At 66.5% G+C, this 21,936-nt stretch carries 15 protein-coding genes and 1 pseudogene; 4 read left to right on the top strand and 12 right to left on the bottom strand.

From position 1 onward, the window contains the following. Positions 1-2: 2 nt before the first annotated feature. Entirely contained in the window at positions 3-908 is a 906-nt protein-coding gene (galU, locus tag QFZ70_RS05330; protein ID WP_307094410.1) for a UTP--glucose-1-phosphate uridylyltransferase GalU, read from the bottom strand. 105 nt (positions 909-1,013) lie between these two features. On the opposite strand from galU, the gene QFZ70_RS05325 reads away from it, so the two are divergent. The 3 genes from QFZ70_RS05325 to QFZ70_RS05315 all read left to right on the top strand — a co-directional run bounded on the left by QFZ70_RS05325 (position 1,014) and on the right by QFZ70_RS05315 (position 2,839). Further along, positions 1,014-1,634 carry a 5-formyltetrahydrofolate cyclo-ligase gene (locus QFZ70_RS05325; protein ID WP_307097801.1) on the top strand — a complete coding sequence of 207 codons (621 nt, stop codon included), beginning with the start codon at positions 1,014-1,016 and terminating at the stop codon, positions 1,632-1,634. Positions 1,635-1,752: 118 nt separating this feature from the next. Continuing rightward, on the top strand, positions 1,753-2,022 hold the full coding sequence (locus QFZ70_RS05320) for an FmdB family zinc ribbon protein (RefSeq protein ID WP_307094409.1): 270 nt from the start codon (positions 1,753-1,755) through the stop codon (positions 2,020-2,022). Between the two features lie 91 nt (positions 2,023-2,113). Further along, on the top strand, positions 2,114-2,839 hold the full coding sequence (locus tag QFZ70_RS05315; RefSeq protein WP_307094408.1) for a Flp pilus assembly protein CpaB: 726 nt from the start codon (positions 2,114-2,116) through the stop codon (positions 2,837-2,839). Positions 2,840-2,871: 32 nt separating this feature from the next. Here the strand turns inward: QFZ70_RS05315 and QFZ70_RS05310 are convergent, their stop codons facing one another. The 7 genes and pseudogenes from QFZ70_RS05310 to QFZ70_RS05280 all read right to left on the bottom strand — a co-directional run bounded on the left by QFZ70_RS05310 (position 2,872) and on the right by QFZ70_RS05280 (position 13,816). Beyond that, entirely contained in the window at positions 2,872-6,999 is a 4,128-nt protein-coding gene (locus QFZ70_RS05310; protein WP_307094407.1) for an AAA family ATPase, read from the bottom strand. A 131-nt stretch (positions 7,000-7,130) separates the two neighbouring features. Beyond that, a pseudogene (gene guaA, locus QFZ70_RS05305) lies at positions 7,131-8,721 on the bottom strand (glutamine-hydrolyzing GMP synthase). 87 nt (positions 8,722-8,808) lie between these two features. Then, complete coding sequence (locus QFZ70_RS05300; RefSeq protein ID WP_307094406.1) at positions 8,809-9,339, bottom strand: DUF3817 domain-containing protein; 531 nt, start codon at positions 9,337-9,339, stop codon at positions 8,809-8,811. Continuing rightward, positions 9,336-10,190: an SURF1 family protein gene (locus QFZ70_RS05295; RefSeq protein ID WP_307094405.1), complete on the bottom strand. Its 855-nt coding sequence runs from the start codon at positions 10,188-10,190 to the stop codon at positions 9,336-9,338. The genes QFZ70_RS05300 and QFZ70_RS05295 overlap by 4 nt, the downstream gene beginning before the upstream one ends. A gap of 117 nt (positions 10,191-10,307) precedes the next feature. After that, positions 10,308-10,796 carry a PTS sugar transporter subunit IIA gene (locus QFZ70_RS05290; RefSeq protein WP_307094404.1) on the bottom strand — a complete coding sequence of 163 codons (489 nt, stop codon included), beginning with the start codon at positions 10,794-10,796 and terminating at the stop codon, positions 10,308-10,310. Between the two features lie 41 nt (positions 10,797-10,837). Then, positions 10,838-12,577 (bottom strand): glycerol-3-phosphate dehydrogenase/oxidase, encoded by a 1,740-nt coding sequence (locus QFZ70_RS05285; RefSeq protein WP_307094403.1) that lies wholly within the window; start codon positions 12,575-12,577, stop codon positions 10,838-10,840. A 102-nt stretch (positions 12,578-12,679) separates the two neighbouring features. Beyond that, on the bottom strand, positions 12,680-13,816 hold the full coding sequence (locus QFZ70_RS05280) for a GuaB3 family IMP dehydrogenase-related protein (RefSeq protein ID WP_307094402.1): 1,137 nt from the start codon (positions 13,814-13,816) through the stop codon (positions 12,680-12,682). Positions 13,817-13,865: 49 nt separating this feature from the next. Between QFZ70_RS05280 and QFZ70_RS05275 the strand changes: the two genes are divergently transcribed. Then, complete coding sequence (locus QFZ70_RS05275; protein WP_307094401.1) at positions 13,866-14,495, top strand: hypothetical protein; 630 nt, start codon at positions 13,866-13,868, stop codon at positions 14,493-14,495. On the opposite strand, the gene QFZ70_RS05270 is transcribed toward QFZ70_RS05275, so the two are convergent. From QFZ70_RS05270 to QFZ70_RS05255, 4 genes are all read right to left on the bottom strand, one after another. Continuing rightward, on the bottom strand, positions 14,467-16,191 hold the full coding sequence (locus QFZ70_RS05270) for an ABC transporter ATP-binding protein (RefSeq protein WP_307094400.1): 1,725 nt from the start codon (positions 16,189-16,191) through the stop codon (positions 14,467-14,469). The genes QFZ70_RS05275 and QFZ70_RS05270 overlap by 29 nt on opposite strands. Before the next feature lie 119 nt (positions 16,192-16,310). Continuing rightward, positions 16,311-17,822 (bottom strand): IMP dehydrogenase, encoded by a 1,512-nt coding sequence (gene guaB / locus QFZ70_RS05265; protein WP_307094399.1) that lies wholly within the window; start codon positions 17,820-17,822, stop codon positions 16,311-16,313. A gap of 320 nt (positions 17,823-18,142) precedes the next feature. After that, positions 18,143-20,188: an acyltransferase family protein gene (locus tag QFZ70_RS05260; protein ID WP_307097800.1), complete on the bottom strand. Its 2,046-nt coding sequence runs from the start codon at positions 20,186-20,188 to the stop codon at positions 18,143-18,145. 158 nt (positions 20,189-20,346) lie between these two features. Further along, a complete protein-coding gene (locus QFZ70_RS05255) occupies positions 20,347-21,870 on the bottom strand; it encodes an ATP-dependent DNA ligase (RefSeq protein ID WP_307094398.1) in 1,524 nt (507 codons plus the stop codon). Positions 21,871-21,936: the final 66 nt, after the last annotated feature.

Below are 21,936 nucleotides of genomic sequence, written 5' to 3'. Positions count from 1 at the left end.
TGCTACTTGGACAGGCCGGCGGTGAAGCCCGGAAGCCACTCCCGCAGGCCGGGACCCAGGTCATCGCTGTCAATGGCGAGCTGCACGCAGGCTTTGAGGTAGCTCAGTTTGTCACCCGTGTCGTAGCGGCGTCCCCGGAAAACGACGCCGTACACGCCCTGCCCCTCGCCCTCTCCGGCCGCGAGTTCCTGCAGGGCGTCGGTGAGCTGGATTTCGCCGCCCCGCCCGGGTCCGGTGCGCTCGAGGACATCGAAGACGGCGGGGTGCAGTACGTACCGGCCAATGACCGCAAGGTTGGAAGGGGCTTCCTCGGCGGAGGGCTTTTCCACCAGGCGGTTGACACGCACGTAGCCCTCGCCGTCGATCTCCGCGATGTCGGCACAGCCGTAGGCGCTGATCTGGGACGGCTCAACCTCGATGAGTGCGACGACGGACCCTCCCGTGTGCGCCTGCACCTCGATCATGGTGCTGAGCAGTTCGTCGCGGGCGTCAATGAGGTCATCGCCCAGGAGGACGGCGAAGGCTTCATTGCCCACATGCTGCCTGGCACGGAGGACAGCATGGCCAAGGCCGTTCGGGTCGCCCTGGCGGACATAGTGAATGTCGCCCAGGTTGCTTGCAGCCTGGATGGACTCCAGTTTCGCCGTATCGCCCTTGTCCTCAAGGGTGGACTCCAGGGTTGGTACGCGGTCGAAGTGGTCCTCGAGGGCCCGCTTGTTCCTTCCGGTGATCATCAGGATGTCGTTGAGGCCTACATTCACGGCTTCCTCGACCACATACTGGATGGCAGGCTTGTCCACGACCGGAAGCATTTCCTTTGGCATGGCCTTGGTGGCAGGCAGGAACCTGGTGCCGAGTCCGGCAGCGGGTATTACGGCTTTGCGAACTCTGGGGTTACTGGTACTCACCCGACTAATCTAACGTCAGCGTCAAGCATTCAGTAATTATTGACCGGCCGCCGGCCGCCCTGCGGCCACAGCCCGCGCCGCCACAACCCGATGGAGGAAGACACCATGCTCGAGGACGCCAAGGAAATCAAGGCCAGGATCCGTACCGCCCACCGCCGGCGGCGGGCCGCCCTCACCCAGCAGCAGCTGGAGGCGGCCGGGTCAGGAATCGCCCGCCACGGCGCTGACTGGGCGGCATCCATGACCGGCGGCGCTCCTGCCACGTTCTGCGTCTACTTCGGGGTCGGCGTCGAACCGCCCACCCTTCCGCTGATCAACGCACTCCACAACAACGGCCACCGGGCCCTGCTCCCGGTGTGCGAACCCGGGCGGGAACTGGCGTGGGTCTTCTGGAACCCCGATGCCGGCTTTGAGCAGAGCCGGTACGCGCCGATCCTGGAGCCCAAGGGCGACCGGCACGGACCCGATGTGGCCGGAACCGCCGCCGCCCTCTTCATCCCGGCCACCGCCGTCGACCTGGCAGGCAACAGGGTAGGGCAGGGCGGCGGGTACTACGACAAGTTCCTGGGCCATCTCGCCACGGCGGGGAAGAATATTCCGCTGGCCGCCATCATCTATGACGAAGAGCTGCTGTCCGCCGGTGAGATCCCCGAGGAGGAGTTCGACCGCCCCGTCCCTGCCGTCCTCGCGCCTTCCGGAATTCGGCTGCTCGACGGCCACCACTGAAGCTCGCAGTCCGGCGTTGCGGGGATGATAGAATTAGCACTCAGGCCCTGCGACTGCTAAACGGTAACTCCGTCCGCGCAGCACGGGACCTCTCGTTTGCCCAAGAGGAGGAGCACTAGTGCCAACGTACGCGTACGCCTGCAAGGATTGCGGCCATGCCTTCGACATCGTCCAGTCGTTTTCGGACAGCACTTTGACCTCGTGCCCCGAGTGCCAGGGGACACTGCGCAAGAAGTTCAACAGCGTTGGTGTCGTCTTCAAGGGATCCGGCTTCTACCGCACCGATTCCCGGGACTCCAAGGGAAGCACCGTCTCGCCGGCCCCCGCGGCAACGCCCGCTCCCGCCGCGGCGCCTGCCGCGTCCGCTCCGGCGGCTGCAGCCAGCTAAGCAGGCGTGTCCGACGCCGGCCCGTCCGGCTTGTCCACATAGCGCACCGCGCATCTGTCGCGGGTGTTCGCAGCCGCCATAGCGTAGGCGCATGCCTGCAAACCTTCTCCGCCCGGGCCGGGCCGGCTCCCGCTACCCCCGCACCCCTCGCCGTCCCGGCAGTTCCGGCCGCAGATCCGCAACGGCCCGGTTCAGCGGATGGTTGAGCCGCAACCGGCGGCTCGCCGTGGCGCTGCTCCTGTGCGCGGCTGCGTCCATCACCGTGCATCAGCTCACTCCCGCACCCGTCCACACCGTCACCGCTCTGGCGGCTGCGAGGGATCTACCGGCCGGCTCAACGATGAAGGCGACGGACCTGGCCCATGTGCAGGTGCCGCCGACCATGATGGCCGCCGGTTTCCTGGATGAAGAGAGCAAGTTGGCCGGTAAACAGTTGGCGGCTCCGCTGCGCAAGGGACAGCTGCTGACGGACGCCCAACTGCTCGGTCCCGGGCTCCTGGCAGGCACCCCGCCTGGCTCGGCCGCTGTGCCCCTTCGAATGGCTGATCCGTCCTCGATCCAGCTCGTCTCGCCCGGGCAGCTTGTGAACGTGGTGCTGACCGCGGGCAACGGCTTCGACCAGCAGGCACCGTCCGAAGTCCTGGCAACAGCCGTGCCGGTACTGTGGACCTCCGGGAAGGGCGGCGGAAGCGGCCAGTGGCTGGGCACGGCCGAGACGGACGGGCTTATAGTGGTTGCGGCCAGTTCCGAGCAGGCTGCGCGGCTGGCCGGTGCTTCCACCCAGGGCAAACTGTTCTTCGTCCTCGTTGGCCCTTAGCCCACCCTGACTTCAGGGTGAGCCCAGGCCCGTCAGCCCCAGTGCGGCGGCTTCTGTTCCTTCAGCCAGGCGTCATGGTCATCGTCGGCATCGCCCCAGCGCCTCGGGTCATCTTCCGAGGCCTTCGTGGGCAGAATGCCTTCAGTCCCGGCCTGCCCCTGGCCCTTGCCCTGCTCCTGGTCCTGGCCCTGCTCGTCTTCGGAGGCCGGATCCACGGGGACGGACTGCCCGTCCGCAGAGCCTTTTTCGTTCTCTTCAGGGGCCACGGGGACCGCCTCCTTGCTGTCCAAGTCTTTGTCCTGCGGCCGGCGCCGGGCCTGCTCCCCGGCGTCGATACCATTGAGCGCCTGGTCAACGTCGTCGTCAAGGAACCCTGTTGAAGTTGCTGGCCGGCCGGGAAGCACCACCCGCTCAAGGCCCAGGTAACCTGCAATCCGGTCAGCGCAGGCTGAAGGATCCGTAAACACCTCTATGGTCCACAGCGGCATGTACCGCCACCCGAGCCGCTCCAGCAGCTGCGGCCGCAGCCGGCTCCGTTCGCGGACGCTCATGGTGCGGTACTGCTCGGTGCCGTCGGACTCGATGGCTACCGGCCATGGGAGGTCGGTCTCGTCCCGGCCCATGGTGTTCAGCGGATCCGCGGCTGCCACAACGTCGATCGCGCCGTCATACTGGTGCCAGACCCGGGCGCCCCGTGCCCGGAGCCGGTCCCCCAGGTCCGCTACCAGTGGATCGGCACCGAGTGCCTGTTCGCTGGCAGCGGCCCGGGAAGCGGGAGTCCCCAGGTCCGTGTTTCCCGCAATCTCACGGTCCAGCAGTGCGTACAGGTCCACCGCCCCGTGCGTCAGCCGGGTGTGGTCCAGGTCTTCTGGCCGGAAGCAGGTCAGCACGTGAATGGACCTGCGGGCCCGGGTCATGGCCAGGGCGAATTTCTCCCGTCCCCCTTCAGCGGAGAGCGGACCGAAGTTATGCAGGGCGCGGCCGTGCGGGGTGCGTCCAAAGCCCGGAGAGAATATGACGTGGTCGCGCACCAGGCCCTGGGCTCGTTCCAGGTCTACGACCCGGAATGACTCGGGTCCGGCGCCAAAGAATCCTGCAAGGCCCGGGTGGTTGGGCAGCTGGAGCCGGATCGACTCGCCAATCCGGGCAGCATGCCGGAGGCTTGCTGTGACCACGGCAAGGGACGTGCGGGGGCGGGTGCGGGCGTGTTCGAAGACCAGCTGCACCACCCGGTTGACCTCAGCCACCACCGACTCCACGCCTTCGTGGTCCGCGCTCGGAAGGCCGGTGCCGTCCGGCAGGTACTCCACCACCAGGGACCGGTCCAGGCCGGTAGCGGACTGGCCCTCCGGAAGGCGGCGCAGGGCGCCGTCGTAAAAGCTCTTGCTGAGCTGGAGCACCAGGTCCTCGTCGACCGCGCGGTAGACGAAGTTCAGCCGCCATACGGGGAGCACTGCCGAGAGCGCCTTGAAGGCACTCTCTACCCGTTGGTGTGGCGGTTCGCCTGCTGCCAGCCGCTCCACGCCCACAGTAAACGTCCGGGGGCTGGCGATCATGGCGTCGCCGAAGGCAATAACCTGGCGGGCGCGGGCAATCGACGGCAGCACGGCCTGGAGCGAGGTCGCTTCGGAGTCGAGGATGACCACGGCATCGAAGCGCTGTTCCGCGGGCAGCAGCCCGGTCATCAGGTAGGGGCTGACGGACCAGACCGGAACGAGGGTGCCGATCAGGTCGGGAGCCTGTGCCGTCAGCGCGGGCAGGGAAACCCTGCCGTCTTTGAGGAGGCTTCGCATGAGGTCTGCCTGCCGGGGGTGGGCTGCGATGCCAGCCCGCCAGCGCTCGGCCAAATCCCAGCGGAGCCGTGCTGCACCGCTGGCGATGTGCGCGTTGTCCGCCAGACGGAATTCGGCCTCGAGCTGCCGCAGGGCGTCACCGTCGGACATGGCGAGATAGTCGTCCCCGCTGATCATCGCTTCCAGCGCCGACTGCCACCATGCAAGTTCAAGTTCGGCAGCGACTGAACCTGCCGGAACCTCGCGTTCGGCCAGGTCGGCCAGGAGCTCCCCCAGCCCATGCTCGCGCATGTTCTCCACCAGCAGGGTGCGCTCCGGCAGCGTTTTGAGGGTGTCGGCGTCGGCCACCAGCCGCTCAAGCCGCTCCATCAGCTCTTCATAACGGATTGTGGACAGCTCGCCGCCCGCCTCCGTGTGCCGGAGTGCCTCTCCCAGCTGGGTGAGTTCCCGTTCCAGGGCGCGGTACATCACGTTGATTTCCGCCAGCCCGGACGGCACTGCAGGGTGGCGCTGAGTGGTGGCATAGCCCGCCCACAACGCACGCTGTTCCTGGACCAGGACCAGGGAGCTGTGGAGATCGGCAATGTGCACACCGGGCCGGACGTATTCCTTGGCCACCCTGCGCAGCCGCGAACGCTGCATTGCGGTCAACTCGATGCCGCGCTCACGGCGCCAGGCCGACGGCGCGGTGGCCGAGATGAGGTCAGTGACTGGCCTGTCGAAGATGTCCGGGGTGAACTTGTCCAGGCTTCCGCGGACGGCGACGAGGAGCTCGAGCTGCTCGCCCCATTCGGCGAAGGAAGCGCCGAGCCGGATTTCCGCGTGCTCCGCCACGGCGTCCATGCGTTCGCGCAAGGCCGGGAGGCCCTTCTCCACGGACCGGACCAGGTCCTGGGCCTCCTCGGTCTCCTTGCGCGTGAGGAGACGTGCGCCGTGCCAGGGGCTCGTGGTGGACGCCTTGCTGAAGCTGCCCAGCTCGGCGGCGCGCCGGAGCCTGCCGGCAAGCTCGTCCCGGTCCCGGATGCTGTCCAGGACACTGCGCTTCAGCCGCACGGTGGTGGCCGGTGCGGGGTGGATCGACGTCAGCTCGGCGAGCGACTGCATGGCTTGGTAGGGCGAGCAGCCCCAGCGCTGGCGGACGTTGTGCAGGGACGCCACATGGTCCATGAGCGCGTGACGGTGCTCGGTCAGGGTGCCGTGCAGGTTTCCGAGCTGGGGTTCCAGGGACTTTTCGTTCCGGACGATCGCGCGGACCAACTGGCCCTTCAGCTGCTGCGGAGTCACGTTCCCGGACAGCTGGAACAGGATGGACTCAAGGCCCAGGCCTTCGAGCTGGCCCGAAATTCCGTTGAGGCTGGCACGGCGGTCGCCTACAACCAGGACCGTCTTTCCAGCGTCCACGAGGGCACCGATGGTGTTGATGGCCGTTTGGGTCTGGCCGGAGCCCGGCGGGCTGCTGACCACAAGGGAATCACCCGCACGCGCTGCGTCGATCACGTACTGCTGGTCAACGTCTGCATCCAGCAGGAGCATCTCGTCGCGGGGGTGCCTGCTGTCCAGTGAAGGGAAACGGGACGGATCCGGCTCGTCGAAGTCCACAACTTCGCCGCCTGCCGCAGTGGCCAGGGCGGACACAAGGGGGTTTGAGTCGTTGATCCAAGGATCGTCCAGGTTCCCGGAAAGGTCAGCGAACGTGGAAACCAGCAGATTGTGCTGTGCCTCGGCGCCGTGGATGGGCCGAATCAGTGTTGCCAGCTTGTCCAGGACGGGCTGGGGATCGAAGCGGGCGGTGCTGTAGGCGAGGCGGGTGACGGCATTGACGTCGAAGACAATCCCGTGGGTGTTCTTCAGGTGCCGCACCAGGGCCGGATTGATGTGCGCCTGCTCAGTCAATTGCAGTTCGTAGTCGTCCTCCCCCGGACGGACAGTGAGCGAAATCGCCGTGAGCATCACCGGAGCGGAAATGCGCTGCGGCTTGCCCCCCACCGCGGAAGTCCACACCACCGTGCCCGCGGAGAAGTAGCCGGCGTCGATACCGCGGTCATTGGCAAGCTCGAAAATCTTGGACCGGATGTTGCGGGAAGCCCTGGCCGCCACGACGTACTGCTGACGGTCCCGGATCAGAGTCGAAAGCCGGGTCTTGCGCCCGGCCATGAGCTGGGCGAGGCCGGACGGGTGGGCGTGCGTCAGGTCGATGGAGCCTTCGGGGGTCTTGGTGAAGCGCAGCATCGTATCCGCCCCGGTGACGGGTTTGAGCCCGGACAGCCATTTACGGAGCTCCTCGGAGCCTTCCGGGTGGCCTTGACCAACTGACACTTCTGCCTTCTTTTCTGCGTTTGCACGTGACGCCTTGGACCATACCGGCATGCATTCGAGCGTAGCCGCTTCCACGCCCGGACTGAGAGACCGCAACACTGGAGCAGGCGAAATTACGGAGGTTTTCGCTGAAGAAACAGCAGTGGCCGGCCTCCTTCACCGGAGGCCGGCCACTCATGATGCTATTCCCACTCGATGGTTCCCGGCGGCTTGCTGGTGACATCGAGCACTACGCGGTTGACACCCTCCACCTCGTTGGTGATGCGGTTCGAGATCCTGGCGAGGAGCTCGTACGGCAGGCGTGACCAGTCCGCGGTCATGGCGTCTTCCGAGGAGACGGGACGGAGCACGATGGGGTGGCCGTACGTGCGGCCGTCGCCCATGACGCCCACGCTGCGGACGTCGGCGAGCAGGACCACCGGCATCTGCCAGACCTCGTTGTCCAGGCCGGCTGCTGTCAGCTCTGCACGGGCAATGGCGTCGGCTTTGCGCAGCAGGTCCAGCCGTTCTCTTGGTGACCTCACCGACGATGCGGATCCCTAGCCCCGGTCCGGGGAAGGGCTGGCGGCCCACGATTTCCTGCGGGAGTCCCAGCTGGGCACCGACGGCACGGACCTCGTCCTTGAACAGGGCACGCAGCGGCTCCACGAGTTCGAACTGCAGGTCCTCGGGCAGGCCACCCACATTGTGGTGGCTCTTGATGTTCGCAGCACCTTCGCCGCCGCCGGATTCGACGACGTCCGGGTACAGCGTGCCCTGGACCAGGAACTTGATCTTCTCGCCATGGGCGGCTGCCTCGGCGATGATGGCAAGTTCTGCCTCTTCGAAGGCACGAATGAATTCGCGGCCTATGATCTTGCGCTTGGTTTCCGGATCGCTGACGCCGGCAAGGGCGGACAGGAAGCGTTCCTGCTCGTTGGCGACGTAGAGCTTCACGCCGGTGGCTGCGACGAAGTCGCGTTCCACCTGTTCCGCTTCGCCTTCACGCAGCAGTCCGTGGTCCACAAAAACACAGGTGAGCTGGTCGCCGACCGCACGCTGGACGAGGGCGGCCGCAACGGCGGAGTCAACCCCGCCGGACAGGCCGCAGATAACCCGGGCGTCGCCGATCTGCTTGCGGATGCGCTCCACCTGCTCCTCGAGGATGTTGCCGGTGGTCCAGTTCGGCTCCAGCCGGGCGCCCTTGAAGAGGAAGTTTTCCAGCACCTGCTGGCCGTAAGCGGAGTGCTTGACCTCGGGGTGCCACTGGACTCCGAACAGGCCCTTTTCCTCGTTGGCGAAGGCAGCTACTTCAGCACCCGCCGTCGTCGCGAGGACTTCAAAGCCGTCCGGCGCCTCGTGGACGGAGTCACCGTGGCTCATCCAGGTGTTCTGGTGCTGGGGCATGCCCTCCAGGACCGACCGGCCCTCGCCGAGAATGGTGGTTTCCGTGGAGCCGTACTCCCGCAGCCCGGTCTTGTCCACCTTGCCGCCCAGGGCATTGGCCATCGCCTGGAAGCCGTAGCAGATACCAAAAACGGGAACGCCGGCTTCGAAAAGGTCGGGACCGACGCTGGGGGCACCGTCAGCGTAGACGCTGGAGGGGCCGCCGGAAAGGATGATGGCGGCGGGGTTCTTGGCCAGGAGTTGCTCGGTTGTGTAGGTATGCGGAACCACTTCCGAATACACATTCGCTTCCCGGACGCGGCGGGCAATCAGCTGCGCGTACTGGGCACCGTAGTCAACAACCAGCACCGGCTTCTGGGAAGTCTGGGATGCAGTGGGAGTAGTCACCGTACTAGCCTACTGGCCGCCGTTGCACCGGCGCACCTTGAGAAGCTGCCCTGTGACGGAGCGAACTCCCCCGTTTACGGCGGCTGCCTAGTACCTCTGCGGCGCCTGGGGGTTGGCCGCGAGCTCTGCCTCTACCTCAGCATGGAACTTCTTCTCCACGATGAAGGACAGGAACGGAATGACACCGCCCAGCGCCAGCAGGATCATCTTCAGGAACGGCCAGCGCATGAGGGACCAGAGCCGGAAGTTAGACATCAGGTAAACCACGTACATCCAGCCGTGCACAATGAGGACCGTGACGGACAGGTTGACTCCACCAAGCACCCCCGGCGGTTCCGCATCCGCGAAACCAAAGCCGAACGGCTGGCCAGTCACGGCGTTGGTGCCGCCGGCAAAGAGGTACTGCCCGAATCCGTACCGCGCGATCAGTTCGGCGCACAGCAGCAGCAGCATGGCGCCTGTGAGGTAGGCCAGCACCTTGTAGAACTTCAGGGCCGAGCGGATCTGCGCCTCGGTGCCGCCGAAGCGGCGCTTTTTGCCGGACGCCTTGCCTGCAGTGTTGTCGCCTGCGGCTGTGTTGGTGTTTCCAGCCGGGTTGGCGGGTTTCGGATCAATCATGGCTGTACCTTTTGCTGGTTCTGTGCAGGTTGCTGGTTCTGTTCGTGGAGCAGCGGGTTGTCGTCGTCATCGTCGAGGCTCTCCTCAAGATCCCGGTGGTGGTCGTCCTTGACCAGCCGCCACCAGATAAAGAGGGCAAAGCCGGCGAAGACAACCCACTCAAGGGAGTAAAAGAGGTTTAGCCAGTTGATCTGCTGGGCAGGCGGCTGCGGGCCGATCTGCAGGGGAATAAGGTCCCCCGGCACTGCCGCCGGGCTGAGGTCCGCACCACCGGCAATTTCCGCGGTGGCTGCAACAAAGCCGGGATAGCTGCTGACTTCCCAGTAATTGATCAGCTCGGCCACCGAAACCGCCGTGGCCTCACCGGGGGCGGCTGCCGTCCCTGCCACTGGAGCTTCGGACGGAAGCAGCCGTCCGGTCAGTTCAACAGTGCCCGACGGCGGCGCTAGAGCGTCTGCGGGGTCTGCCACCCATCCACGGGCAACCGGGATCCACGTCTGGGGCGACGCGGCAACGCCGCTGAGGGTGGGGGCGCCGGTGACGGCGAAGGCGGAGACCACCCAGTAACCCGTCTTGCCGCCATGCAGGCGGCCAGGGACCAGGACCTGCTTGGCCGGGTCATAGGTTCCCTGCGCGCTGACCATCTGGTCGGCGTCGGTACCGTGGAAGAAATCCCCTGGCTCCAGCGTTTCGGTCAGAGGCTGCACCTGCTCGGTGGCCGGGTTGACCGGCACTTCCGGCTGGGTGGAGCGCCCGAATTGCCACTGACTGAGCAGCACGAACACCCCGGAAATAGCGATCGCGAAGATGAAACCTGCGATCCATCGGGGTTTGAGGGCTGTTTTCCACACGCCTTAACCGTACTTCGTTCCCTTGTAGAACAACTAAACGCCCGGGGTGGGACAGTCCAGTTCGGCCGCAGGATCCGGCCGCGGCATCCTGCGGGAAGGAGCCCCGTGGCCTGGGCGTCAGTGGTCGAAAAACACCAGGCTGGAATTGATGAGCTCTGCGATCACTTCGGCATCGTAGGCGCGGCGCAGCGATTCGCGGAATGACTCTTTGGACAATGAGCGGGCCAGGGTGGCCAGGACCTCGAGGTGGTCCGAGAAGGAACTGGCAGGGGTGGCGATCAGCAGGATCACCGTGGCCGGACCGTCCGCGGCACCGAAGTCCAGCGCGTGGCCGTACTTGGCAATGCCGACAGCTATGGAGGTGCGGGACACGAACTCGCTGCGGGCATGGGGCAGCCCGATCCCGCCCGGGAGCCCGGTGGCCAGCTGGTGCTCACGCGCATTGACGTGCTTGAGGAATCCGGGCAGATCCGATACCCGTCCGGCGGCGAAAAGGCGCTCCGCGAGCTGGGTGGCGGCGTCCGCCTTGTCCGATGCCTCAAGCTCCAGGATCACCATTTCGGGTGTGGTGAGGCCGGCATCGTACCGGTCAAGTGGTTCCGCCAAGGCGTATCCCTTCAGTCAGCGAGTGCTGGTGCTGCGGCCCCTCAGCGCAAGGGCACGATGTCTTCCACACCCAGGCGGGCGGCGTCTGCGGATTCGTCGTCCGGCTGTTGCTGGCTAAGGCGCTCCGCCTCCACCCGTGCAATATAGTGCCTGACCTCATTCTCACGTTGGGCGTCGCTCCAGCCAAGGACGTCACCCATCAGTTTAGCGACTACGGGCACGGCAGACACACCACGGTCCCAGGCCTCGATGGATATCCTGGTCCGCCGGGTCAGGACGTCGTTGACATGGCGGGCACCCTCGTGGCTTGCCGCGTACACGGCTTCGGCCTGCAGGTAGTCATCGGCACCGGGGATCGGCTCGGCCAGGGCAGGGTTCTCCGCGATGATGGCCAGTACCTCGGGCGTCAGGGACCCGTACCGGTTGAGCAGGTGCTCAATCCGGGCCACATGGACGCCCGATTCCTCCGCCGTGCGGTTTCGTCGGTTCCAGGCCGCCTTGTAGCCGCTGGCTCCCAGCAGCGGGATGGTTTCCGTGCAGCTGGGCGGTACCCGCTCGTCCATGGTGCGGGTTGCCTCGTCCACGGCGTCCTTGGCCATGACCCGGTACGTGGTCCACTTTCCACCGGCCACCACCACCAGGCCGGGCACGGGGTGTGCCACCACGTGTTCGCGCGACAGCTTGGCGGTGGAGTCGTTTTCTCCGGCCAGCAGCGGGCGCAGGCCGGCGTAGACGCCTTCCACGTCTTCCCGGGTGAGGGGGCGCTTCAGGACCTTGTTGACGTGTTCCAGGATGTAGTCGATGTCCTTGCTGGACGCGGCGGGATGGGCCTTGTCCAGGTGCCAGTCGGTGTCCGTGGTGCCGATAATCCAGTGCCGGCCCCAGGGAATGACAAACAGCACCGACTTTTCGGTGCGCAGGATCAGTCCCACGGTGGACTGGAACCGGTCCCGCGGAACCACCAGGTGGATTCCCTTCGAGGCGCGGACCTTCAGCTGGCCGCGGTCGGTGACCATGGCCTGGGTTTCGTCCGTCCAGACTCCGGTGGCGTTGATGACCTGCTTGGCACGGACGTTAAACCGCGTCCCGTCCTCGTGGTTGACCACTTTGGCCCCCACGACGCGTTCGCCTTCGCGCAGGAAGTCCACCACGGCCATCTGGTTTACTGCGTGGGCGCCGTAGTAGGCAGCTGTCCGGATGAGGTTGGCGCAGTATTTCGCGTCGTCCACCTGGCCGTCGTAGTACCGGATGGAGCCCACAAAGGCATCGTTCTTCAGGCTGGGCGCCGCCCGCAGCGTGCCCCGCCTGCTGAGGTGTTTATGGAACGGCACACCCCTGCTGTGGCCGCTGGAGACGGACATGGCGTCGTACAGTGCAATGCCGGCGCCCACGTAGGGGCGCTCGAAGAAGGGTTTTGTCAGCGGATACAGGAACGGCACCGGCCGGGCCAAATGCGGCGCCAATTCGGAGAGCAGCAGCCCGCGCTCCTGCAACGCCTCCTTAACCAGGCCAAAGTCGAGCATCTCCAGGTAGCGCAGACCGCCGTGGATGAGTTTTGAGGACCTGGAGGACGTACCGGCTGCCCAGTCGCTCGCCTCGACGATCCCCACGTCCAGCCCCCGGGTGACGGCGTCAAGGGCCGCGCCGGTACCCACGATCCCGCCGCCGACAATCAGGATGTCCAGTTCCTGGCCCGGCTCCGCGGTTGCACGCAGCCGTTGGATGGCTGCTTCCCTGGCTGCGGGGCCCAAGGCCCCACCGTTAGCAGGAACACTCTTCATCGAACGCCTCCAGTGCCACTAGTCCCGGTAGTGAGACCACCCTACTTCGTTGCGGCACGCTTGGGCAGGGCGGCAGGGAGCAATGGGCCCATCCGCCGCGCGTCAGTTCCCTGCGTAGGGGGAAACCACGACGTCGACCCGCTGGAATTCCTTCAGGTCCGAATAGCCGGTGGTCGCCATGGAACGGCGGAGCGCGCCGATGAGGTTGGAGGTTCCGTTGGTGTGGTGGCCCGGTCCGAAAAGGACTTCCTCGAGCGGACCAACGGTGCCGACGTTGGCGCGGTCACCGCGGGGCAGTTCAAGGTGGTGGGCTTCCTGGCCCCAGTGCCAGCCCTTGCCGGGTGCCTCCTCGGCCCGGGCGAGGGCGCTGCCCAACATCACGGCGTCGGCGCCCATGGCAATGGCCTTGACGATGTCGCCCGAGCTGCCCATGCCGCCGTCGGCAATGACATGGACGTAGCGGCCGCCGGACTCGTCCATGTAGTCACGACGGGCGGCAGCAACGTCGGAAATCGCCGACGCCATCGGCGAGTGGATGCCCAGGGCACGGCGGGTGGTGGTGGTGGCACCGCCGCCGAAGCCCACCAGCACACCGGCTGCACCGGTGCGCATCAGGTGCAGCGCGGGCGTGTAGCCTGCCGCGCCGCCCACGATTACGGGCACGTCCAGTTCGTAGATGAACTGCTTGAGGTTCAGCGGCTCGTGGTCCTTGGAGACGTGCTCCGCTGACACGGTGGTGCCGCGGATCACAAAGATGTCGACGCCGGCGGCCACCACGGTCTTGTAGTGCTCCTGCGTGCGCTGCGGGGTCAGCGACCCGGCCACCGTCACGCCGGCGGCGCGCATCTCGGCGAGGCGGGAGGTGATCAGTTCGGGCTGGATGGGGGCCTTGTACAGCTCCTGCATCCGACCCGTCACGGCCGGGCTGTTGGTCTCGTCTTCCAGGGCGCCGATTTCGTCAAGGACAGGCTGCGGGTCCTCGTATCGGGTCCAGAGGCCCTCGAGGTCAAGGACGCCGAGGCCGCCGAGCTTGCCGAGCGCAATGGCCGTCGCCGGAGACATGGCAGAATCCATAGGCGCGGCGATGACGGGCATGCTGAACTGGTAGGCGTCGATCTGCCAGGAGACGGAAACGTCCTTGGGGTCGCGGGTACGACGGTTGGGGACAATCGCAATGTCATCCAGGGAGTAGGCACGACGCCCACGCTTGCCACGGCCGATCTCGATCTCGTAAGTCACTGCTCTAGGTTATCCCAGCAGCAGTACTGTCCTTGGCTACAGTGGCTGGATGGGTTCACGTTGGATTTTTGACGGGCACATCGCCGGGATCGGCACCGCGTCCGGGCTGCGCGCCGTAGTGGGCCTGTGGCAGCACTCCCCCTTCGGCGCCTTCGCCGACGTCATGGTCCAGCAGCCCTCCGGGCACAGGCTGCTGTTGGCACCCACCGGGGAGGTGGCCGATTTCATCTCCAGCACCTACAGCTTCGACGAGGTCCGGGTGGTGGAGGTCGGCACCACTTTGGCCCGTGGTCTACTGACGGTCGACGCCGGCTCCCTGGCTGTCCGCGCCCGGCTTGGCGGGAGGACCATCCTGGGCAGTGCGCTGCGGGCAGTGCCCCGGCCCCTCGCGGTCCATCCTCGCTGGCTCCAGGCGATCAGCCCGGTTGCCGCCGTTCTCAGTGGCGGGTCGCGTACCTCGGGAACAGCCGGGAGCGGCCGGCACGAGTATTACGGGGTGAGTGACCTCCACAGCATCAGCTCCGCCGTCGTCAGCTGGGACGGGGTGGACGCCGGAAAACTGGCCCAGATTCTGCCGGCAGTGGAGTTCGGCTTCAGCAGCGTTCCGCCGCAGCCGAGCCTTGCCCGGGTCCGCACCACGGTGGTGGACCTTACACCTCTTCGGTCTCCTCGGAGGTGAGCTGGGATTCGAACATCCTGAAGTAACGGCCCCGCAACGCCACGAGTTCATTGTGCGTGCCCTGTTCCACAATCTGGCCGTCTTCGAGCATGTACACGATGTCCGCCTTTTCGATGGTGGCGAGCCGGTGGCTGATGGCGATGATGGTGCTGCTGCGGTCCGCGAAGAGGCGGGTAAAGATGCGGTGTTCGGCGAGGGCATCGATGGCGGACGTGGGCTCGTCCATCACCATGAACGAGGCGTCCCGGTAGAAGTTGCGGGCCATTGCCAGCCGTTGCCATTGGCCGCCGGAGAGCCCGCTGCCCTTGCGGCCCCGGGGATCCTCCATCCAGTTGCTGACGTGGTTGTCCAGTCCGTTGGGCAGCTTGTTGATGAAGTCCAGGGCCTCGGCGTCCGCGGCGGCCCTGCGGATGCGGTCATCGTTCCGGGGCGAGTCGACGTCGCCGAAGTAGATGTTCTCCGCAGCGGTGGCGAACTCGTACTTCAGGAACTCCTGGCTCAGTACTGCGAGATGCCGGTGCCAGGAGGTCACGTCGACGGCGGCGAGGTCCACGCCGTCGAGCATCACCTGCCCGGAGTCCGGGCTGTAGAGGCCGGCCAGAATCCGGATCAGGGTGGACTTTCCGGCGCCGTTCTCGCCCACGATCGCGATGTGCTGGCCTTCCCGGATGGTCATGCTGATTCCGCGGATCACCTCGATATCGCTGCCCGTGTAGGTGAAGCGGATGTCCTTCATTTCCACGGTCTTCGGGGTCTCCAGCAACGGAGGCGCGTGCTCGGCGTGGACCGGCAGCGCCATAAACAGTTCGTAGTCCTTGAGGTTGGCCAGGTCCTCGTCGATGGAGCTGAGGGAAGACACCAGGCTGTTGGCCGTGGACAGTGCCCGGCTGACGATCTGCTGCACGTAGAGGAACTGGCCCACAGGCTGGGCGCGGGCGATAATCTGGCCTACCACCCAGATCAGCGAGACCACCTCGGCGCCGTACTGCAGGGCGTCGGCGGCGAGCTGCTTGGGGATGTAGCGGCGCTGGAAATCAAGGCGGCGGCGCTCGTCCGCGTCGCGGAGCCTGGACCGGAAGTCCATCAGGAAGCCCACAATGCCGTAGAGACGCATCTCGGCAATGTGCTGTGGCCGGAGCAGGTTTTGTTCGATCATCCGGCGCTGCCGCCGGGAATCCACCTGCGTGTTCCAGTGGGCGATCTGTTCCCGGGACAGCTTGAACTGGAGGTACACGCTGGGCACGATGGCCACCAGCACGATCACGGCTATCCACCAGCTGACCAGCAGCAGGGCACCGATTGCGAGGATGACCGAGACGAGCTGGGTGAAGATCGCGGCGATCCGGTCCAGCACCCGTGCGTAGGAGTCGGAGAACCTTTTGGCGCGGTCGTACAGGTCCACGGTTTCTTTGTCGTCGTAGCGCCAGAACTCGAGGGCAAGGAACCGCTCGTACATCTGGTCGCCAACGATGGCTCCCACCTTGAAGCTCATGAGCTGCTGGATGTACCGGTCCACGCTGTTGAACGCGCCCCAGAAAAGCCCCAGGGCAGCGGTGATGATGACGTAGACGATCGCCAGCTGCCCGGCTCCGGCATCTCCCGAGTAGGCCGCGGCCAGCGCCGTGGTGGTGAGCGCCGCGAAGTAGGTGGTGACCAGCGGAAGCACCGCCGAGATCAGCGAACCGAGCACTTTCATGACTACCGCGCCCGGGGAGGCCCGGAAGCTGACGCGCAGGACCTGGGCTACGGCCCGGGCATACGGACGAAGGGCCAGCCGGCGTTGCGGCTGGCCCTTCGTCCGATCAGGAACGGTTGTCAGCGTGATCCGTAGTTCGGGGCCTCGACGGTCATCTGGATATCGTGCGGGTGCGATTCCTTCAGCCCGGCCGGGGTGATCCGTACGAACTTGCCGCGGGCCTTCAGCTCAGGAACGGTGGGGGCACCGGTGTAGAACATGGTCTGGCGCAGGCCGCCCACCAGCTGGTACGCCACGGAAGCCAATGGCCCGCGGTAGGCCACACGGCCTTCGATGCCCTCGGGGATGAGCTTGTCATCGCCGGAGACGTCCGCCTGGAAGTAGCGGTCCTTGGAGTAGGACGTGTTCTTGCCCCGGGACTGCATGGCGCCCAGGGAGCCCATGCCGCGGTAGGACTTGAACTGCTTGCCGTTGACGAAGATCAGCTCGCCCGGTGACTCGTCGCAGCCGGCCAGGAGGGAGCCCAGCATCACGGTGTCGGCGCCGGCAACCAGCGCCTTGCCGATGTCGCCTGAGTACTGCAGGCCGCCGTCGGCGATCAGCGGAACGCCGGCGGGGATGGCTGCCTTGGCGGATTCGTAGATGGCGGTGATCTGCGGGACGCCCACCCCGGCCACCACGCGGGTGGTGCAGATGGAACCCGGCCCCACGCCCACCTTGATGCCGTCCGCGCCGGCGTCGATCAGGGCCTGGGCGCCTTCACGGGTGGCAGCCTGGCCGCCGATGACGTCAACGTGCGCCGCCACGGGATCAGACTTGAGGCGGCGGATCATATCCAGCACGCCTTGCGAGTGGCCGTTCGCGGTATCCACGAACAGGGCGTCGACGCCGGCATCCACCAGTGCCATGGCGCGCTCCCAGCCGTCCCCGAAGAAGCCGATGGCAGCGCCCACGCGGAGGCGGCCTTCGTCGTCCTTGGTGGCCAGCGGGTACTGCTCGGCCTTGGTGAAGTCCTTGGTGGTGATCAGGCCCTTCAGCCGGCCCTGCTCGTCCACCAGCGGCAGCTTTTCGATCTTGTTCGTCGCCAGCTTGTGCGAGGCCTCCTCGCGGCTGATGCCAACATGGCCGGTCACGAGGGGCATCTTGGTCATAACGTCGCTGACAAGCCGCAGCGGGAAGTCGGCCTCGGGCACAAAGCGGGTGTCGCGGTTGGTGACGATGCCCAGCAGGCGGTTGTCCTCGTCCACCACCGGCAGGCCGGACACGCGGTACTGGGCGCAGAGGTCATCCAGTTCGCGCAGGGTTGCCTCGGGCCGGATGGTCAGCGGGTTGGTGATCATCCCGGATTCGCTGCGCTTGACGCGGTCCACCTGGTCCGCCTGGTCGGCGATGGACAGGTTGCGGTGAACCACGCCCAGGCCGCCCTGGCGGGCCATGGCGATCGCCATCCGGGACTCGGTCACCGTGTCCATGGCCGCGGACAGCAGGGGCGTCTGCACGGTGATGCGCTTTGAGATCCGGGAGGACGTATCGGCTTCCGAAGGGATGACCTCGGTGTGGCCAGGCAGGAGCAGGACGTCGTCGTAGGTCAGGCCGATGAAGCCAAAGGGGTTGTGTTCGGGCTCGGTCATGAGTGCGCCTCTTACCTTGGTTGCTGTGCGGGTAGGGGTTGCAGCCGATGACCAGCCCGTCATTACGGGACTGGCCTGTGCAGAAGGGACCGCCACGTTGTCGGCGCTCCGGGGTCAGAAAGTGTTGAGTAAATATTAGAACCTCGGGGCCAATCCCCCTATTCCATGCAGGCAATGTGAGCAACCGCACGCTCCCCACCCGCACCCTCACCTCGCAAGTCCGCTCCGGCTCCCAGCCCTCGCAAGCTCAGGCAGGACCCTCGCCGGAGCGGCTCCACGGCCGGGGAACCCTGCGGGCGTGCGCCCGGGCAGCTGCGCCGTCAGTTCCAGCCCGTAGCGGCGAGGAGGCGCCGCTCGAACATGGGGATCATGCTTTCCACATAGGTGCGCGTGAGGTGGTTGTCGTCCTTGTAGACGTACACATTCCCCACCACACCGGGGCAGACTCCGCGCGCACAGATGAAGTCACTCAGATCCATCAGGTGCAGCCCCTGAACCTTGCCCGCATAGCTGTCCAGCGGCGAGGGGTTTACCAGCGACTTTTCAAGGGACACGCTGCACTCCGGCGCGTCCGGGCCGTTCCGCTGGATGCACTCGGGCATGTTGAACGTGAAGCGGGGGTTGTCCCGGATGCCAATGATCTCGATCCCGGCGTCCGCAAACGGCCGGACACCCTCAAGGTAGCCCGGGACTTCGGTCTCGAAAGGGGCTTCCTCATGGGTCAGTGACGCCACCGTGAACACTGCGTCGGGCTGATGTTCCAGGACGTAGGCAGCGCTGGCCTGGTTGTAGGCGTTGCACTCCGCGGTCCTTTCCGCCGCCTCGGCCCCAAAGCGGCACGCCGGCATCAAGAGGGTCACCAGTTCCCAGCCTCGTTCAGCCGCAATGGGAGCCAGCGCACCCAGGTACTGCTGCGAGTGCGAGTCGCCCAGGACCACAATGCGTTTGGTGGTTTCCCCTTCAGGGACCTCCTGCCGGCATCCCTCAAGGATGGGGTTGCTGGTGGCGTTGGCACCGGTGCAGGGGGCATGGATACCGGCCCAGTCGTGGTCCAGCGCGGCCGGCCCCGGAATGATTTTGGCGTCAGGAACCGGCACGGGGGCGTTCTTCGGGGTGAGCGCCGCCGCCCCTGGCGTGAGCTCCCGGGGCTGAGCCGCCGTCGCGCTTTCCTCTGCAGTGAGGGTGGTCTGCCAGACGGCGACGGGACCGGCGAGGACGGTGCCGCAGGCAACGATAACGACGGCAGTGCGCCAGGCCCGGCGTTTGGGCCAGTGCCAGTCGCGGAGCGGCTTTTCCACGAAACGCGTGGTGAGGACGGCGAGCACCACCGCTGCGCCGACGATTCCCAGTCCCTGGGACAGGTTTGGTGCCTCCACGCCGGTGGCTGCGAGCGCGAGCACCAGGACGGGCCAGTGCCACAGGTACAGCGCATAGGAATTGTCGCCGAGCGCCACCAGCGGCTTGCTGCTCAGGAACCGGTCAACGCCGCAGCGGCTGCCGGTTTGTCCCGCGACGATGATTGCCGCCGCCGCGAGGGTGGGCCACAGCGCGACGTACCCGGGAAAGGACCTGTCCACGGTCAGCAGCAGGCCGCAGGAAACCATGGCGGCCAGTCCTGCCCAGCCCAGTACTACCCGCAGCGCCCTGGCAGGTTTGAGGTAAGGCAGCGCCAGGGCCAGGAGGGACCCCAGCGCGAACTCCCAGAGCCGGGCCCTGGTGTCGAAGTAGGCGTACGCCTGGTTGGTTGCGGTCTGCTCCACGGAGTAGGCGAGGGAGAAGGCGAAGACCGCACCGAAGACCAGCGCCAGCACTCCCCTGTAGTTCACTCTGCTGAGTGCGGGGACGCGGCGGAGCAGCGCCAACAGTGCAGCGCTGCCGGCGAAGATCACTGGCCACAGGATGAACACCTGGCCCTGGATGGAGAGCGACCAGAAATGCTGGAGCGGGCTGGCTCCGGCATGGTCCTGGGCGTAGTAGTCAACGGCCGTCTCCGCGAGCAGCCAGTTCTGGCTGTAGAGCAACGACGCCCACGCCTGGTCCAGCACCTCCGGCCAGCGGCTCTGCGGCAGGATCAGCCGCGTCCCGGCAAGGACGCCAAGAATGACCACGACGGCGGCCGGCAGCAGCCGCTTGAACAGATGCAGCCAGTGCGCCAGGAGCCCGAAGGGACGCCCTGTTTCTGCTTTCCGGACAAAGGAAAGCGTGAGCAGGAACGCCGAAATCAGCAGGAAGATGTCCACGCCGCCGGACACCCGGCCCAGCCACACATGGTAGGCGACCACCATCAGCACGGCGAGGGCGCGGAGCCCCTGCACCTCGGGCCGGAAGGTCGGTTTCCGGGCCTTGGCATCGGCTCCGGGGAGCATTCCGGCTGCAGCCTCTGTTCTCGCTATCGACACAAAAAACCTCATGGTCGCATGGGCAAAATATCAATTCTACCCATTTGGGGTATTTTCCCTGCAAGGTACCGCGAGTCGCGGCCTGCACCGACGCCGGTGTTACGCCCGGCGGAGACCGGCTCGGGCTACTGACGCAGCAGGGCACGCAGCGTCTGGATGGTGTCGGCTTCCGCAGCCGTTTTGTCGTCGCGGTAGCGCTTCACGCGTGCGAACCGCAGCGCGATCCCGCCCGGATAGCGCGAAGACTGCTGCACGCCGTCGATGGCGATTTCCACCACCGTGACGGGCTCCACCCAGACGGTACCCGCCGTCCGCCGCACCTCGAGCTCCTGGAACCTCTCGGTCTGCCAGCGCAGCAGGGTGTCGGTGAGGCCCTTGAAGGTCTTGCCCACCATCACGTAGCCGCCGGGTTCGCCGAACTCTCCGGTGGGGTCCAGTGCTCCGAGGTGCAGGTTGGACAGCAGCCCGGTACGCCGGCCTGACCCCCACTCGCAGGCGAGTACCACCAGGTCATAGGTGAGTACCGGCTTCACCTTGATCCAATTCGAACCACGCCGGCCCGCCGCGTAGGTCGACCCCACCGCCTTCACCACCACGCCCTCGTGGCCCGCGGCGAGCGCATCCCCTGACACCCGCTCGGCAACGGCGGGATCCGCGGTGATCTCCCCCGGCATGCGGTACCCGGGGGCGATGCGCTCAAGCATGCCGATGCGGGTGGCCAGCGGCTCGTCGAGCAGGTCGCGCCCGTCGATGTGGAGCACATCGAAGAACCAGGGATGCAGCAACGTATCGCGCGCGGCGTCCGCCCCAAACCGCGACATGGTCTCCTGGAACGGCCTTGGGCCCCCGTCCTCGTCGAGGGCGAGGGTCTCGCCGTCGAGGATCACCTCACTCACCGGCAGTCCGCGCACCACCTCCACCACTTCGGGCAGGCGGTGGGTCACCTCGGCCAGGGTGCGGGTGTAGATGCGCACGTCGTCGCCGGCGCGATGCACCTGGATGCGTGCGCCGTCGAGCTTGTATTCCACCGATGCTTCCCCGGTGGTCTCCAGGGCCGCGCCGGCGCTGGCCGCGGTTGAGGCGAGCATGGGTTGCACAGGACGGCCGACGACGAGGCGGACGGCGTCGAGCTCGGCTGCGGTGCCGGTGATCGCCAGCATGGCGGTCCCGCCGAGATCGCCGGAAAGCATCGCTGCGCGGCGTACGGCGTCGACGGGGCGCTCAGCGGCGCGGGCTACGGCATCCGTCAGCACCCCTTCAAGCGCACCGGTGCGCAGTTCGCCGAGCAGCACGCCGGCGATGAAGGCTTGCTCGCGCTCCGTGGCGGCCGCCGTCAGCGATCTGAGGGTCGCGGCGCGTTCGGCTGCCGACCCAGCACCTGAGGGGACGAGCAGCCGGTCCAGCGCAGCGTCGAGGGCGGCCACGGTGAGGCTCGGCCCAGCGGCAGGTTCCCCCATGGCCGCTGACATGCCGCGCCAGCCCACTCCTACCCGGCCCTGACGCGGCCTGGCGGTGAGCAGGCCGACCGCCGTCGCGATCTCCCCGGGCTCCAGCCGGCGCAGCAGGTCTGCGAGCGCGTCAACCTTCGCGAGCCGGGAGCGGGTGGACGCAACGGCATCCGCGGTTTTCACGAGCTCGTCGAGCAGCATGGCACCAGTCTGCCACGCACGCCGCCGAGGCTGGACAGCGCCTGAGTGCAGTTCCACAATGGGCGC

This window comes from Arthrobacter sp. V1I9 (assembly GCF_030817075.1).
GTDB lineage: Bacteria > Actinomycetota > Actinomycetes > Actinomycetales > Micrococcaceae > Arthrobacter.
Note: the sequence above shows the minus strand (reverse complement) of the source record. Positions and strands in the feature narration are given on the sequence as shown.